The sequence below is a fragment of the Flavobacterium cheonhonense genome, assembly GCF_035671315.1.
GTDB lineage: Bacteria > Bacteroidota > Bacteroidia > Flavobacteriales > Flavobacteriaceae > Flavobacterium > Flavobacterium cheonhonense.
Window position 1 is genome coordinate 146228 of the sequence record NZ_JAXAVY010000003.1, and the last position, 16467, is coordinate 162694.

Genomic DNA, 16467 nt, shown 5'->3' on the forward strand with positions numbered 1-16467 from the left:
TCTTTATAAAATCTTTATATTTTCCGAACATTACTTTATATCGTGCTTATAAGTATTGCCGTAACTTTGTCAAAAAATAAAAGCCATGGACAAGTTCGCTTTAAAGAGCACTAAGAACCAGTATCTTATCAGTTTTTTGTCGGTTACCGCAGTGTCTCTTTCTTGTTTGATTGTTAGGGACATAATCGATTATAGGATTGTTGGTTATTTGTTGTTGGTCGTGGTTTCTTTGTTGGCCATTTTTTTGGAAATCAAACCGGTGCTATTGGGTGCTGTGTTGAGTGCTTTGGCCTTGAACTTTATGTTTATAAAGCCCTATTTTACCCTTCAAATAGAAAAAGCCGAAGATATATTTTTGTTGGTAATGTATTTCATCATTGCCTTAATTAATGCAGTGTTGACCAACAATTTTCGCCGAATGCAACGCGCTATTCAAGTCAAACAAACGCGCGCCAGTACTTTAAAATTATATAACACTTTATTAGATTCGTTATCTCACGAACTAAGAACTCCTATAGCCGCTATTTTGGGTTCGATTGACACCTTGCAACAAAAGAATGTCAAACTTTCTGAGGAAACCCAACAAAAGCTTCATAATGAAATCGAAAAAGCCTCTATGAAGCTGAATTATCAGGTAGAGAATTTGTTGAATATGTCTCGTTTGGAATCAGGTTATATTCATCCTAAACTCGATTGGTGTGATGTTAAAGAAATCATTTACAACGTTTGTGATCGTTTAAAAGAAGAAACCAAAGACCATAAAATAACTTATGCCATCAATGAAAATTTGCCGCTTTTTAAATTAGATTATGGTTTGATGGAGCAAATTATTTACAATTTGGTTTACAATTGTGCGCAGCATACACCTAAAGGCGCTACAATTAACATCAGTGCTAAATATGAAGTCGATGCCGATTACGACACCCATATTGATTTGATTAAAAAATGTGTAATCACTATATCCGATGATGGCTACGGATTTCCACCCGAGGAAATAGACAAAGCCTTTGATAAATTTTATCGATTTAAAACGGCTAAAACAGGAGGAACCGGATTAGGACTTTCCATTGTTAAAGGTTTTACCGAAGCCCAAAACGGTTGGATTACTTTACACAATGCTGATGAGGGCGGAGCCGTTTTTGAATTGTCTTTTGTGGTGGATTGCTTACCTATAAATTCTTTAAGTCATGAATAACGCATTTTCCATATTGGTCGTAGATGACGAGGCGCAAATCAGAAAGTTGCTGGAGATTTCTCTAGAAGCCAACCAATACAAAGTGCTGTTTGCTGTAAACGGAAAGGAAGGCATCGCGATATCTGCCAGTCACCAACCCGATTTGATTTTGTTAGATTTGGGTTTGCCTGATGAAGATGGGCAAGTAGTGCTGAGAAAACTCAGAGAATGGTACCAAAATCCGATCATTATCTTATCGGTCAAAAGTGCCGAAACCGAGATCGTAAAAGCTTTAGACAGCGGTGCCAACGATTATTTGACCAAACCTTTTCGCACCCAAGAATTATTGGCCCGAATCCGAACCGCATTGAGGAATAAAACAACGGTTAATCGGGAGTCAGTAGTAACTTTTGGGAATTGTAGCGTTGACTTGAGTTCCAGAATTGTAAAAGCCAACCACGAAATCATCAAGCTTACGGCTACCGAATATAATTTACTTGCTTTACTGATTAAGAATGACGGAAGGGTATTAACCCATCAGTACCTATTGAAAGAAATTTGGGGGCAAAGCTATGCTGATCAAACCCAATATTTACGCGTTTTTGTGGCCCAACTTCGCAAAAAGATAGAAGAAGATGCCAATCGCCCGAAATTCATAATCACTGAATCCGGTGTTGGTTATCGCTTTAATTCGGGTTAAAAACAATTATCTAAAATCATTTTATTCACCATTTGTGAAAGCCTTTTCGGTCTTCGCCAAGGCATTTTTGTGCCAAATTTTAACTAAAAATCAATATTCAAATGAATGCAACTGCTAAACAAAAAATTACTGCGGCTTCGCTGTTAGTCGCCCTTGGAATTATTTACGGCGACATCGGAACGAGTCCGCTTTATGTTATGAAAGCCATTGTAGGCGAAAGAGAAATTACCGAACTTTTAGTATATGGCGGGATATCTTGTGTTTTTTGGACACTAACCTTTCAAACCACATTAAAATATGTTTTATTGACACTTTCTGCCGATAACCACGGTGAAGGCGGCGTTTTTTCGCTCTATGCTTTGGTCAAACGCTTTGGTAAAGGTAAGTTAGTGATACCAACAATATTAGGCGCTACAACTTTGTTGGCCGATGGAATTATCACTCCGCCTATATCGGTTGCGTCTGCTGTTGAAGGCTTAGAAGCCATTTTTCCGAACTTGCCCACGATTCCGATAGTGATTGCTATACTCTCGGGTTTGTTTATTTTTCAACGGTTTGGTACCCAAAAAGTAGGAAGTATTTTCGGCCCTGCTATGGTGGTTTGGTTTGGTATGTTGCTGGTTTTAGGCTTGTCACAAATTATCCATCACCCCGATATTTTAAAAGCATTGAACCCGGTGTATGCTTATCGATTATTGGTTGAATACCCGCAAGGTTTTTGGTTGTTGGGTGCAGTGTTTCTATGTACAACGGGTGCAGAGGCTTTGTATTCTGATTTAGGACATTGCGGTCGTCAAAACATTCGGATTACTTGGATATTTGTAAAATCGGCTTTATTGATTAACTATTTGGGTCAAGGTGCTTGGTTGATGCATCAAGGCGATGCATTTTTAAAGGGTCAGAATCCTTTTTATACCATTATGCCGGAGTGGTTTTTGATAGTTGGAATTGTAATTGCAACATTGGCAGCCATTATTGCTTCACAAGCTTTAATCAGCGGTTCTTTTACCTTGATTAATGAGGCTATTTCTTTAAATTTTTGGCCGAGAGTGGCTTTAAAACATCCTACGAATTTAAAAGGACAAATTTATATTCCATCGGTTAATACCATACTTTGGATTGGCTGTGTATTGATGATTTTGTACTTCAAAAATTCGGCACATATGGAAGCCGCCTATGGTTTTTCTATCACGGTAGCCATGATGATGACCAGTTTATTATTGGCTTATTATCTGTTTTTTATCAAGAAAATTAAAATCGGGTGGATTGCCTTAATGTTGACCGTTTTTGCTTTGATTGAGGTTTCGTTTTTTATGGCGAATATTGTGAAAATCAAAGAAAGATGGATGTTCTTGTTTTTTGAGTTGTTTATTTTTATGGTCATGTATGTTTGGTATTATTCCCGAAAAATCAACAATCGTTTCCTCAAGTTTGTCAATTTGGCCGAAGAAACACCTAAGTTGCAAGCCTTGAGTTCTGATGACGCTATTCCGAAGTATGCCACACACTTGATTTACTTGTCCAAAGCTAACAAAGCCTACGAAATCGAAGAAAAGATTATCAAATCCATCTTTGCCAAAAAGCCTAAAAGAGCAGATGTCTATTGGTTTTTACACATCAATCGAACCAATGAACCGTTTACGTTGGATTATGAAGTGATTGAGCTTTTGGATGACAAAGTTATTAAAGTGGTACTCAACGTTGGTTTCCGAATCCAGCCCAAAGTGGAATTGTATTTTAAGAAGATAGTGCAAGAATTGGTAGAACAAAAAGAGCTTAATTTGCATATTCGCCCTGATGGTTCAACCAAATACAATGCAGAACCCGATTATAAATTTGTCATTATTGAAAAATTTATTTCCGTTGAAAATGAGTTTGCTTTTAAAGACGGATGGTTATTAACTTCGTATTTTTGGTTGAAAAAGTTATCGCTTTCTGATGAAAAAGCCTTTGGTTTAGACAAAAGTGATGTGGCTATAGAAGAATATCCAATGGTGTACACACCGGTTAGTAATTTAGAATTGAGCAGAAAGCAAAAAACTATTTAGTATGAATAAATCATTAAAATTATGGGCTTTATTGTTAACAGTTACTATTGGTTTGGCCCAAGAGAAAAATGAAGTAAAATGGTCTTTCTCCGGTTATCTGGAAACTTACTATTCCTATGATTTTAACCAACCTGAAGCACCAATGAAACTTCCGTTTATGTACAATTACAACCGTCATAACGAGTTTAATGTGAACCTTGGATTGGTAAGAGTCAAAGCGGAATACGATAACGTTTATGCTTCTTTGGCGCTGCAATCCGGAACTTATGTTGAAGACAATTATGCCAACGAAACTACTAAAATCATCAATGAAGCTTTTGTAGGGTTGTACCTCGATCAAGCTCAAAAAAACACAGTTGAATTTGGGATTTTACCAAGTTATATAGGATTTGAATCGGCAACTACCGGTGCGAATCTGACCTTAACTCGTTCGATGTTGGCTGAAAATTCACCCTATTTTATGACCGGTGTGAAATATACTTATAAACCCAATAACCAATGGCAATTTTCGGGTTTGGTTACCAATGGTTGGCAACGCATCAACAAACCGGATAAAAATATTTCTCCGGCTTTGGGTTCGCAAATTGTTTACAAGCCTAAGGAAAACAGCACTTTTAACTGGAGTACTTTTATAGGTAAAGAGTTGTACAATGGTCAATGGGGAATGCGATACTTTAGTAATTGGTATTGGGACAAACAATGGAATTCTAAATGGCGAAGCATATTAGGCTTTGATGCCGGAATGCAGACAGATGTTACAAATAACGACAGTAAACTATTTTGGATGAGCCCAGTGATGATGGTTCAATATACTTTGACACCCAAATGGCAAACCGCTTTTAGAGCCGAATATTACCAGGATAATGACAATGTGATTATCACTACAGAGGACAGTTTTAAAACCTTTGGCATCTCATTCAACATAGATTATCTCCTTAATGATAAAGTCAAATTCAGAACCGAAGCGAGACATTTAAACAGTCAGGAAAAGGTGTTTGTCAAAGAGGCTTCCTTGACCAATAACAATTTTTATATAACAACGAGTTTGACGTTCGAGTTTTAACAGTCCGCCATATTCACCGCTACAGCCAATCCGCCTTCCGAAGTTTCTTTGTATTTAGAATTCATGTCTTTGGCCGTTTGCCACATGGTATCAATTACTTTATCCAAAGGAACTTTGGCGTTTTTGGCATCGGTTTCCAAAGCTAATTCCGCAGCGTTTATAGCTTTGATAGCGCCCATGGTGTTGCGTTCGATACACGGAATCTGAACCAAACCACCAATAGGGTCACAGGTTAATCCTAAGTGATGTTCCATTGCGATTTCGGCCGCCATTAATACTTGCTCAGGAGTGCCACCCATTACTTCGCATAAAGCGCCGGCCGCCATAGCTGAAGATACGCCTATTTCGGCTTGACAACCGCCCATAGCGGCAGAAATGGTGGAGCCTTTTTTAAAGATGCTTCCTATTTCTCCGGCTACCATTAGGAATTGCTTGATATGCTTTTCATCGGCTTGGTGGTTTTCAATTACCATGTAATACATCAATACAGCCGGGATTACACCCGCGCTTCCGTTGGTTGGTGCGGTCACTACTCGGCCTAATGCGGCATTAACTTCATTTACTGCGAGTGCAAAACAAGAAACCCATTTTAGGATTTGGCGAAACTTTACTTCGGTTTTGCGAATGGTTTCCAGCCATTCTTGAGGGGAATTATAGTTGGCTAAACCGATGAGGTTTTGGTGCATGTCGAATGCTCGACGACGAACGTTTAATCCACCCGGTAAAATGCCTTCCGAGTGACAGCCTATGTACATGCATTCCAACATGGTATTCCAAATTCGAAGGAGCTCATGATGTACTTCGGTTTCGGTTCGCATAGATATTTCATTGGCGTAAACAATTTCAGAAATGGATTTGTTTTCTTTGATGGTGTACTCTAACAATTCGGCTGCGTTCTGAATTTGAAACGGAAATGCACATTTGATTTGGTGTTTCTTTTTGGCATTGACACGTTCTTCTTTCACCACAAATCCACCACCTATAGAGTAGAAGGTAGATTCTATGGTTTTACCATCATTGGTGGTTGCGGTAAACGACATGCCATTAGCATGGAAGGGTAAAAAGTTTTTATTGAAAACAATGTCAGTTTCCGGATTAAACGGAATGAGCATAGTATCAGCTAAATTAATCTGGTGGTTTTTTTTAATGGCTTGGATGATGCTATCAATATTTTGTACCGGGATGTATTCCGGATCTTGTCCGCTTAATCCAAGCATTACCGCATAATCTGTGGCGTGACCTTTACCGGTTAGGGATAAAGAACCGTACAAATCGACTTTAATATGGGCGACTTTACTTAACTTATTAGCTTCTTTTAATTCGTTTAAAAAACGTTCAGCTGCACGCCATGGGCCTAAAGTGTGTGAACTCGATGGTCCAACCCCAATTTTTAGCATATCAAATACCGAAATGCATTCTTCCATTACTATATCGATTTAGTTATAGCAAATATAGAGAAGTATTGTCGATTCTGAAAGCCATTAACAGGTGTAGTTAACTCTCGAACTGATAATGGTTTTCTTTGCAAGAAGTTAATACAAGCTAATTGTTGTTGAGCTCATCTTCTTCTTCAGACAATTCAGTGGTGTCAGCGTTAAAGTGTCGGGTAACTTTTTGCTGGTCTTTTTGATTTTGTTTGATAAGATAAACGATTAAGGCCAATAGTGTTGCTACTACTATTCCAATAATAATCCAATTGATTTCCATGGTGTTGCGTTTTAATATAAAATTAAAGTACTGTGATGGTATATTTGTTTCAATTGGTTTATCAAATGGTTAAGAAAACATGCTGTTTTAAATTAATCCGGAACCTAAACCAATTGAGACAAGTATTAGTAACAAAGCAACAATGGTTTTTATGAATTGGAGTGTTACCTTCTTTAATAATCTATTGCCAAGATAAGCACCCAATATTGCTGATAAAGTAGCGCAAATTACCAAAGGTAAGTTTTCGGTGAGATCGGCTTTATGGAATTGGGTAGTGTATATGCTCAATCTGGTAATGTCTACTAAAGTTGAAACTACAACGGTTGTAGCTATAAACGCTTCCTTGGTTAATCCTGCCTTAATTAAAAAAGCACTGCTTAAAGCACCTTGAACTCCGGCTAAGCCTCCAAAAAAACCGCTCAAGATTCCGCCAACAGGTAATTTTTCTTTTCTAAATTCTAAACGGTTGAAATAAGGAATAAGATCAATACAAGCAAATACAATCAATAGAAGTGCAATGATAAATTTCACCGGAAATACGGCAATGAGTTTGTTGCCCAATGTATAACTGAATAGGGGTTGGGTATCGGATAGATTCAAAAGTAACCATGATCCCAAAGCAGCGGCAATAACGGCAGGTATTCCGAAGCGGAAGATTACCGTTTTGTCAGCTTTGTTGCCTACTAACAATAGCTTGAAAACATTGTTGAAAAAATGAACTACACCGGTTAAGCCAATAGCGATGTTGGTTGGAAAGAAAATCATAAATACCGGAGTTAAGATTGTCCCCAATCCGAAACCGGAAAAAAAGGTTAAAACAGCAACCAAGAAAGCAGTAATGGAAATGATGAATATTTCCATGGCTTACAGACTTTTACAAATGGCCACAAAGTGAAGTATGGTGCCCAGCAGTACAAACACATGCCAGATAGCGTGGTAAAAGGGTTTATGACTTTTTACATAAAAGTAAACGCCTACAGTATAACTCAGTCCACCGCCTAAAATCCACCAAAAAACGGTCAAAGGCACATTGTGAATCAGCGGTTTAATCACAAAAACAATCATCCAACCCATGGCAAGGTACAGTATCACCGAAAACCACTCGAACTTGTGGATGAAAAAAATTTTAAAAAGCGTGCCGAACAATACAATGCACCACATGGTAGTCAGAAATACAAAAGCAGTTGAAGTCGGAAGATATTTAATCATCAACGGCGTGTAAGTACCGGCAATCAGGAAGTAAATACTGATATGGTCGGCAATCTTAAGGATGTTTTTAATTTTTTTCTCTTGAACAAAATGGTATAAGGTTGATGAACTGTAAACTAATAATACACCCACAGCAAATGCGGCAATTCCATAAAAAGAAGTCAAATCCGCTTGATTAAAAGTAATGGTTAAAACGACCGGCATAGCCAAAACACATAATACAATGCCCAATCCGTGTGTTAAAGCATTGGCTAATTCTTCCTGTCGGGTTTGTGCTCTTTCTTTCATGGCTAATTACAGACTACTTTTTTTAGTGGCATATTCTCATTGAATTTTATTTTGGTCACATCTTTAAATTGAGTACTATTCGTTTTACGTTCACCGTAACCCTCTAAAAGTTCGTTGTTAATCCGTTTAAAAACTATTTGACGTTCTTTGCTTTTCCCTTTTGCTTTATAGTAGTAATTGGCAACTAAAATATTGTTTTCCCATTTTCCTTTGAAAGCTCCCTGAGTAACTTCTTTACCGGAAAAGGCATAAGTCAAAGTTCCGGTTGTTACTTCGGCCTTGTTTTGAATTTGTAGTTCGATAATATTTCCAGCTATATCAGCTTTGTAACAATCGGAAAGATTGGTTGTTTTAGTCGGAATTTCTCCCTTGGGTTTTCCTTTCGGTTTGAGCGGTTCTATGTTGTCTTTTTTGCAACTAACTGCTGTAATAATAAGGAGGAATAACAGTATTATCTTGTTCATAGATTTAATTGAAAAGAGCAGGTTATCTTAATGTTTTAAGGGTTTTTTCTTAATCATACCGCCTTTGGTGTCTTTGATGCTATTCATAACCACAAACGCATCGGGTTCGATTTTTTCGATCTCGGTGTTGAGTTTGTTCAATTCAAGGCGAGTGATAACTGTATAAATGATTTCGGTTTCTTTGGTTTCTCCGCGTTTGCCATAGCCACGTTTGCCACTGTAAACCGTAACGCCTCGGCCCATCACTTCAATGATCATTTGTCGGATTTCGTTGCTTTTAGAAGAAACGATGGTTACTCCGATGTATTCATCAATACCTTCTACTATAAAATCCAAAGTTTTGGAAGCGGCTAAATAAGTGATCATCGAGTACAATGCAACTTCAATTCCCAAGAAATAGGCTGCAGCCGAGAAAATTAGTATGTTGATAACAATGATGATATCGCCAATGGTAGTACCGAATTTTCTGCTAAGGAATATTGCCAAGACTTCCGTTCCGTCTATTACCGCGCCGCCTCTAACCGATAAACCAATACCGGCGCCCAAGAAAAACCCACCAAAAACAGCCACTAGAAGATTGTCGTTGGTCACATTGGGAAAGGTTACCGTTGCCAAACAAATGGCCAAACCTGAAATAGCCAAAGCCGTTTTAATGGCAAAAGCTTTTCCCATAACCCTGTATCCCATAATCACAAACGGCAAGTTAACGCCAATGATGAGCATGTACAACGGTATCTTGGTTAGAATAGAAATTAACAAGGAAATACCGGTTGCACCACCGTCTATAAAGTGGTTGGTCAGCAAAAAACCTTTGAATCCGAAAGAAGCTGAAAAAATTCCCAAAGTGATCAAAATAAAATCTTTCGAATTTCTTTTGGCCAAGATGATAAACTCACGGTAGCCCTTTGCTAATTCGTATTTAGAATAGCTTTTGGTTTTGCCGCTTTTTTTTCGCGGTTTTTTCAGTATGGTTTCGATAATGATTTTTTCCCAGAGTGAATTCATAGACTGATGTTTAAGTGCTTATAGTGATAATTGTGTTAATGTACGATAATTTGGCGAAAAGGACAAATACTTATAAAGGTTTGTTCTTGATTTCTTTGGTAGCAAGGGCCGATACTTTGTTTTCGGCATCAATGGTAACTTTGAGCTCTCTCTTGAACATTGGTTTTTCGTATTGAATATCGTATCGAAATACATAGTCGTCAGTGATTTCGTTGTGTACAATTTCCACCAACTTCAAGTCGATAAATCGTCCGTTGCGCAAGATGATTTTTTGGCAAGTGGCAGAAATTTTCTCGGCAGTAGCATTGGCAATCACTTTGGGTGTAGCTTCGACAGTGGTAAACGCCTTAAAACGCGAGTTGTTGCAGGCTTCCAATACTCTTTTGCCCAATTCATAAGCCCTGTCTTTTTTGAGTGCTGCCACAGCTTCCGGTTTTACAATGACTGCCGTTCTTTTTTCGGCTACCGCTATTTCCGGTGTGCTTTTTTGGGTTTTACAGGACGCAAGAAATAGAATAGGGAGTAAGATTATTATTTTTCTCATGGCTGTTTTTTTTGAATGGGCAAAATACCTTTTTCTGTAGCGTAAGCCAAACAGATTAACATTTTGATAATATCGATTCTGTTGATATAACTATTGAAACTATTCATTTTTTACCGGATGATTTCAGCATCGAATTTGTATTTTTGAGACGCTAAAATAAAGTACTATGAAAATTGTTATCTCTCCGGCCAAATCGTTGAATTATGAAAAAACGGTTCCGGTAACAACGTATACCGAACCGCAGTTTTTAAAACAAGCGGCTACCATTCAAAATACTTTAAAAAAGAAAAAGCCTAGCCAACTGTCTGAATTGATGGATATCTCGGCTAAGTTGGCGGAACTCAATTGGCAGCGCAATCAGGATTGGCATTTGCCTTTTACCGCTGAGAATGCACGTCAAGCGGTGTATGCTTTCGACGGTGATGTGTATACCGGTTTGGATGTTTACACCTTGCCGGAAGATAAAATAAGTATTTTACAAGAAAGACTTAGAATCTTATCCGGTTTGTACGGTTTGCTCAAACCACTCGATTTAATGCAGGCGTATCGCCTGGAAATGGGCACTACTATGCCGATAGGGAAAAACAAAAACCTGTATGAGTTTTGGAAGAAAACCATCACCAAGGCGTTGAACGATGAGTTGCAAAAAGACGAGTTGTTTCTCAATTTGGCCAGTAACGAATACTTTAGTGCTGTTGATGCCAAAATGTTAAAAGTACCTTTAATTACCCCTGAATTCAAAGACTACAAAGACGGCAAACTCAAAATGATCAGCTTTTTTGCCAAAAAGGCGAGAGGCTTGATGGTGCGTTATATTATAGATACTAATGCTGAAACTCTCGACGATTTAAAAGGCTTTAACTATGAAGGCTATGCTTTTGATGCTAATTTAAGCAAAGGCAATACCTTAGTTTTTACCCGATAGTTAAAAATACAAATACTCTTGGTATTCTCTGAGTGTTTCATTAGTGGCTTTACGTTGGTCTCTGGCCAATTCTTGCATGGCTTCTACACCTTTTTTGGCGCAGCGCTTCACCTTGTACAGTCGGCTAGAAAAAGATTGTAACTTTTCTAAATCTTGCGGAGAGAGCTTTTGTTCCAATTCGTTTACAAAAGCGTTGAATTCTTTTAAAACGATTTTATTTTCTTCGTATTCCGTTTTTAAATCATCGAGTAATTCATTGATTTCTTTACTGATGTCATTGCTGATGGCTTCACTTTTTTTACAAAGTTCGGCTATCACTTTTTTCTCGTGATTGGTAAAAAGTCCCATGTTTTTTTGGTTTAGATAGTTGTTAACGAGTGTTTTAAACCAAATTTAGGGAATTGTTTTTATAATCAATGCAGATTGTTAATAACTTGTAAAAGAGTGTTTTAGTGCATGGCTTCGCTTGGATTGACTTTGTTTTTACCTTTCTTGATTAATAAGATAAAGGGTATGCAGAACAAGAATAAAACACCCAAATACAGGAATACATCCATATACGAAAGCACGGTACTTTGCTTGGTAACACTCAATTCCATGACTTTGTAGGCTTTTTGCAAGGCAATTTCAGCGCTGTATCCTTTGGCTATAAAGGCGTTCTGTAAACCGTGTATTTTTTCCTGAACCGCCACTCGAGTAGGATCTAAATACCCAATCAAGTTAACGCGATGTTCTTGCCCGAATCGCGCCAAGAAAGTTGTGATAATGGCTATCCCGAACGAACCGCCCAATTGTCGCATCATTCCCGTAAAAGCGGCTCCTTCTCCTATGCTTTTGCCTTTCAAACCCGAAAGCGATAAAGTAGTTATGGGTACAAACAAGAGTCCCAATCCCAATCCGCGGACAATTAACGGCCAAAACATATGTTCTTCACCAGTATCCGGTGTCATAATGTTGTGCATCCAATAGGTGAATATAAAGAACGATAAAAAGCCCATGGCCACTAAGTAGGTCTGTGGCACTCCGCGCTGGATCAGTTTACCGATAAAAGGCATCATAATAGCTACAGTAATCGAGCTTGGCACCAATAACAATCCGGCATCTGTTGCCGTCCAACCTAGAATAGATTGAGTATAAATCGGAATAATGAAAGTCGAACCATACAACCCAAATCCCATTATAAAACTCATCACCACGCCCACACGCAGGTTACTGTCTTTGAGTACTTTTAAATTTACTATCGGATAAGCATAAGACAACTGTCGCCAAATAAAGAAAAACAAACCAACAACGCTTAGTACCGATAATCTCACGATCCATTCGTCGTTAAACCAATCGTCCTGCTGACCGTGTTCTAAAACGTATTGTAGCGAACCGATAAAAGCCGACAGCAAAACAATCCCAATCCAATCCACTTGATGGGCTTTGAGTTTTTCGCCGTATTTCGGACTTCGTACAAACGATAAGGTCAAAAGAGTTGCAATAATACCGATTGGTACATTAATATAAAAAATATAAGGCCATGAAAAATGATCGACCAAATAACCTCCCAATGGCGGGCCCAAAGTAGGGCCTACAATCACACCCATACCATAGATAGCTTGAGCCATGCCGCGTTTTTCTACCGGATAACTTTCCGTTATAATGGTTTGTGCTGTTACTAACAAAGCGCCGCCACCCAAACCTTGTATGAATCGAAACGCTACCAATTCCCAGATGTTATCGGCATTACCACACATAAAGGAAGCTACCGTAAAAATGATAATTGAAGCGGCAAAGTAGTTTCTTCGACCAAATTGCTGCGACAACCAACTCGTCATCGGAATCACAATGACATTGGCAATGGCATAAGCCGTAATCACCCAAGCCACATCGGTTAAAGACGCGCCCAAACTGCCTCGCATGTTGTTCAGCGCTACGTTCACTATGGTCGTGTCCACAATTTCCAAGAGCGCACAAAGCACCGCGGTAATGGTGATAATTACCCTGCGAAAGCCATATTCAACCAAATCTTCCTGAACGACTGCTGTTGCCATTTTTTTAAATTATGAATTATGAATTTTTTTCCCTTATCTATTATTTTGTGACCCTGTCCCGAAGCTTCGGGAGTCGAAGGGCCTTATCCCTTACTTCAAAATCACATCCACTTCCGCGTTCATCCCCGAGCGCAACAATTGTAGTTTTTTCGAATCATTGTTAGCTGTAAAGTTGATTCTAACCGGTAGTCTTTGCACTGTTTTGACAAAGTTTCCACTGGCATTGTCGGGAGGCAAAAGAGAGAATTTAGAGCCGGTAGCTGGCGAAAAAGACGTAATTTCACCTTCAAACTCAGTACCCGGAAACGCATCGATTTTCAATTTTACTTGCTGACCCACACGCATTTTGTCGAGTTGGGTTTCTTTAAAATTGGCCACTACCCAAGTTTCTTGGTTGTTAATGATGTAAAACAACGATTGTCCGGGTTGTACCAATTGCCCGGGCTGCATGTCTACGGTAGAAACTTGCCCGTCAATTGAAGCTTTTACTACAGTATATGATAAGTTCAAATTGGCTGCATCCAGTAAAGCTTTGGCTTTTTTAACATTGGCTTCAGCGACTAACACTTGTTTGTTGCTGACATTGGTTTTGGCCGAGGCTACGGTTTTTTGGTAAGCAGAAGCTTTTTGTTGCTCTTGTAAAATACGCAATTGGCTTTCCGCTTCTTGTTTGGCCGCTTCCGCTTGTTCAAATTGCTGTTTGGTAATCGAACGGTTTTTGTACAAGTTGTTGTAGCGCTCGAAATCGGCTGTAGCTCTGCGCAATCTTATTTTAGCCGTTTCAATGGTTCCGCTTGCCGATTTCACATTGGCATCCGAAACGGCAACATTGGCTTCCGAAGTGGCAATATCAGCTTTAGCGGCTTCGTAGCTGTTTTCGGCGGCAACCAAAGCGGCTTTGGCTTCGGCTACTTTAACCAAATAATCGCTGTTGTCTATGGTGAACAGCGTGTCACCTTTTTTAACCAACTCATTGTCTTTCACAAAAACCCGACTAATGTAACCGCCAACTCTGGGGATAATGGGGTTCATTTTTTTCGATACTTGTGCATCGTCTGTGGTTTCATGCGACAATGAGTGGATGTATTTATATCCTCCGTAAGCAATTCCGAGTACCAGGAATACTATAAAAATGAGCGTGAATTTTCTATTGGTTTTTGTAGCTGTCATAAGGCTGTATTTAGTTTTGAGTAAGTTGTAATGAATTCAATAATTGTCCCGAAGCAAATTGTAGTTCGTAGTATTTCTGAGCTACATCGGCTTTTGAGAGTGCTTGGTTGATTTGCGCCTGAAGTTGTTCAAAATCGGCTTCCAATAAGTCATTGGTGGTCGACAAACTGTTGTCGTATTTGTCTTTTACAATGCGATAATTTTCCGAAGCTTGGGCTACTGCTTCATCGTATACGGCACTTTGTTTGAGTGATAAGTTATAGTTTTCACTGGCTTGGAAGACTTCTTCTTTGACTTGTTCGTTCAGTTGCTCTAATGCTAAAGAAGTCTCTTTGGCTTTGCTTTGGGCGAATTGCACTTGCTTGCCGTTTTTAAAAATACTCGACAAATCATACGAAAAGCCCAATCCGAAGTTCATCGCATTCGTTACGGTCAACACATTGTTTAAATCTAAGGCAATGTAACCACCGCTGAGGGCTAGGGAAGGATAGTAATTGCTTTTGGCGACTTTAATCTCGCTATCTGCAGCTGCTTTTTTGAGCGATAAGGCTTTGAGGTCGTTTCGTTCGCCTTCCGATTTTTGGTACGGATGAGCAGCCATATCTTTTTTGATGGCTTCAATATCAATATCGACCACCGTACTTTCCGGCAGTTTTAATAAAGTGATGAGTTGATAATTGGCCACCGCAGCGTTCTTTTTGGCATTGTCTAACGCCAGTTTTATGTTGGATACCTGCAATTGGGCTTTCAGCAAATCGTTTCGGGCAATTAAACCGTTTTCTTCCATCGCAGTAAAGTCTTTTACCCTTTGTTCCGCAGTTTTCATATTATCGGCTATCAGCAGTGTCATTTGTTGGGCTTTGTAAAGTGAAGCGAACAATTCTACTACTTCAAGTCCTATAGCTTCATTAGAGTGCTTTTTAGCGAAGGTTTCGGCCTGGTATAGGCTTTCGGATGTTTTGATGCTGTTTTTAAGCTTAAAACCGCTGAAAATCGGCATCGTCACATTGGCTTGGCCTAACAGTAATTGGTCTACTTTGAGTGGGGCAGCAGGTTCTGAACTGTTATTCGATTGTAAATTGGATTTTACATTAGCACTCGACAAGCGCATGTATTGCCCTGAGATTTTGGCACCGGGATATTGATTGTTTTTGGTGTTGGCCAACGCCAACTCGGCGCTTTTTACTTTTGTAGTAGCCAGTTCTGCCGAAGTACTGTTTTGCACAGCCATTTCGATGGCTTCTTTTAAAGTCAACTTTCTTTTTTCTTGAGCATATCCTGAACCTAAACTCAAAAGAGTCAAGAAAAATAGGAGAGAAGCTTGTTTTTTCATGTTTTGTATTTTGTTATTTGCAACTACCATTGCTTAATTTATCGGTTATTCGAATCAAAAACCAGCAATGCTTTAATCGTTTTCTGAATATGAGCGGTGAGTTCGGTTAGTACGTAGTTTTCAAAGTCGGCCTCAGTATTTAAATTCAGTACTTCTTTGTAATACACTTTGTTCATGTGCATGTGACTATAGCTACCCAAGATGATGGTAGGTAATAAAGTCACATTGATGTTGGGTTGGAAAACACCTTGATCTTGCCCTTCTTTGATGATGTTTTCCAGAAATCGCAGGTTGTTTTTTTTGACTTCGGTAAAGGTTTGCAAGTTGATTTCTCTTTTATTGTTCGATAACTCGAAGTGTAAAATTTGGTAAATACTGCGATTTTGGTGTACGCGTTGGATGTAGTAGGCGATGAGTTTGTCCATTTTATCCAAAGGCGAAATGTTTTCCTGGTACAAATTCTCCAAGTGCATGCTCATCGCTTTGATACGATAAATAACCAAAGCTTCCAGCAACTTTTCTTTGGAACCGAAATAATAGGAAATCATCGCAATGTTGATATTTGCCTTTTTGGCAATATCCCTAACCGAAGTTCCATCGAAACCTTCTTCAGCAAAGAGCTTTTCGGCAACTTGAAGTATTTCGATTTGCTTTTCGTTAAAATCTGTCATAAGGGTCATGAATTAATTTCGAGCACAAAGTTAAACAAGTGTTTAAATTAAACGTTTGTTTAAATCAATTTTAACATATTTTTGAGGAGAAAAACACTTATAGATAAATCTTATAGTAGATATTTATTAA

Annotated in this window: 17 protein-coding genes; 5 read left to right on the forward strand and 12 right to left on the reverse strand. The window is 38.8% G+C overall.

The window, feature by feature from the left end; genetic code table 11:
• Positions 1–85: 85 nt before the first annotated feature.
• From SK086_RS09315 to SK086_RS09330, 4 genes are all read left to right on the forward strand, one after another.
• Positions 86–1195, forward strand: a complete 1110-nt coding sequence (locus SK086_RS09315) for a sensor histidine kinase (RefSeq protein ID WP_324691158.1) — start codon at positions 86–88, stop codon at positions 1193–1195.
• Positions 1188–1874, forward strand: coding sequence for a response regulator (locus SK086_RS09320; RefSeq protein WP_324691159.1), 687 nt, complete (start codon positions 1188–1190; stop codon positions 1872–1874). Before SK086_RS09315 ends, SK086_RS09320 begins: the two co-directional genes overlap by 8 nt.
• A 101-nt stretch (positions 1875–1975) precedes the next feature.
• The gene (locus SK086_RS09325) at positions 1976–3922 is read left to right on the forward strand and encodes a KUP/HAK/KT family potassium transporter (protein WP_324691162.1); all 1947 of its coding nucleotides are present in this window, start codon (positions 1976–1978) and stop codon (positions 3920–3922) included.
• A gap of 1 nt (position 3923) precedes the next feature.
• Positions 3924–4985 carry an outer membrane beta-barrel protein gene (locus SK086_RS09330; protein WP_324691164.1) on the forward strand — a complete coding sequence of 354 codons (1062 nt, stop codon included), beginning with the start codon at positions 3924–3926 and terminating at the stop codon, positions 4983–4985.
• On the opposite strand, the gene SK086_RS09335 is transcribed toward SK086_RS09330, so the two are convergent.
• The 7 genes from SK086_RS09335 to SK086_RS09365 form a co-directional block, all read right to left on the reverse strand.
• Positions 4982–6409, reverse strand: a complete 1428-nt coding sequence (locus tag SK086_RS09335; RefSeq protein WP_324691165.1) for an L-serine ammonia-lyase — start codon at positions 6407–6409, stop codon at positions 4982–4984. The two genes, SK086_RS09330 and SK086_RS09335, sit on opposite strands and share 4 nt — an antisense overlap.
• A gap of 118 nt (positions 6410–6527) precedes the next feature.
• On the reverse strand, positions 6528–6692 hold the full coding sequence (locus tag SK086_RS09340) for a hypothetical protein (RefSeq protein WP_290873003.1): 165 nt from the start codon (positions 6690–6692) through the stop codon (positions 6528–6530).
• 87 nt (positions 6693–6779) lie between these two features.
• Positions 6780–7553 carry a sulfite exporter TauE/SafE family protein gene (locus tag SK086_RS09345; RefSeq protein ID WP_324691168.1) on the reverse strand — a complete coding sequence of 258 codons (774 nt, stop codon included), beginning with the start codon at positions 7551–7553 and terminating at the stop codon, positions 6780–6782.
• 3 nt (positions 7554–7556) lie between these two features.
• Complete coding sequence (trhA, locus tag SK086_RS09350; RefSeq protein WP_324691170.1) at positions 7557–8189, reverse strand: PAQR family membrane homeostasis protein TrhA; 633 nt, start codon at positions 8187–8189, stop codon at positions 7557–7559.
• Positions 8190–8191: 2 nt separating this feature from the next.
• Positions 8192–8653, reverse strand: coding sequence for a hypothetical protein (locus SK086_RS09355; protein WP_324691171.1), 462 nt, complete (start codon positions 8651–8653; stop codon positions 8192–8194).
• Positions 8654–8680: 27 nt separating this feature from the next.
• Complete coding sequence (locus tag SK086_RS09360) at positions 8681–9658, reverse strand: YitT family protein (protein ID WP_290872990.1); 978 nt, start codon at positions 9656–9658, stop codon at positions 8681–8683.
• Between the two features lie 70 nt (positions 9659–9728).
• On the reverse strand, positions 9729–10202 hold the full coding sequence (locus tag SK086_RS09365) for a hypothetical protein (RefSeq protein WP_324691175.1): 474 nt from the start codon (positions 10200–10202) through the stop codon (positions 9729–9731).
• A gap of 166 nt (positions 10203–10368) precedes the next feature.
• Here SK086_RS09365 and yaaA point away from each other — a divergent pair, with 166 nt between their 5' ends.
• The gene (yaaA, locus tag SK086_RS09370; protein WP_324691177.1) at positions 10369–11127 is read left to right on the forward strand and encodes a peroxide stress protein YaaA; all 759 of its coding nucleotides are present in this window, start codon (positions 10369–10371) and stop codon (positions 11125–11127) included.
• On the opposite strand, the gene SK086_RS09375 is transcribed toward yaaA, so the two are convergent.
• The 5 genes from SK086_RS09375 to SK086_RS09395 all read right to left on the reverse strand — a co-directional run bounded on the left by SK086_RS09375 (position 11128) and on the right by SK086_RS09395 (position 16337).
• Complete coding sequence (locus tag SK086_RS09375; protein WP_290872981.1) at positions 11128–11475, reverse strand: hypothetical protein; 348 nt, start codon at positions 11473–11475, stop codon at positions 11128–11130. It abuts the gene before it with no gap.
• A gap of 101 nt (positions 11476–11576) precedes the next feature.
• A complete protein-coding gene (locus tag SK086_RS09380) occupies positions 11577–13163 on the reverse strand; it encodes an MDR family MFS transporter (protein WP_324691180.1) in 1587 nt (528 codons plus the stop codon).
• Between the two features lie 90 nt (positions 13164–13253).
• A complete protein-coding gene (locus SK086_RS09385; RefSeq protein WP_324691182.1) occupies positions 13254–14333 on the reverse strand; it encodes an HlyD family secretion protein in 1080 nt (359 codons plus the stop codon).
• Between the two features lie 10 nt (positions 14334–14343).
• Positions 14344–15666, reverse strand: coding sequence for a TolC family protein (locus SK086_RS09390; protein WP_324691184.1), 1323 nt, complete (start codon positions 15664–15666; stop codon positions 14344–14346).
• Between the two features lie 38 nt (positions 15667–15704).
• The gene (locus SK086_RS09395) at positions 15705–16337 is read right to left on the reverse strand and encodes a TetR family transcriptional regulator (protein ID WP_324691186.1); all 633 of its coding nucleotides are present in this window, start codon (positions 16335–16337) and stop codon (positions 15705–15707) included.
• Positions 16338–16467 lie beyond the last annotated feature (130 nt).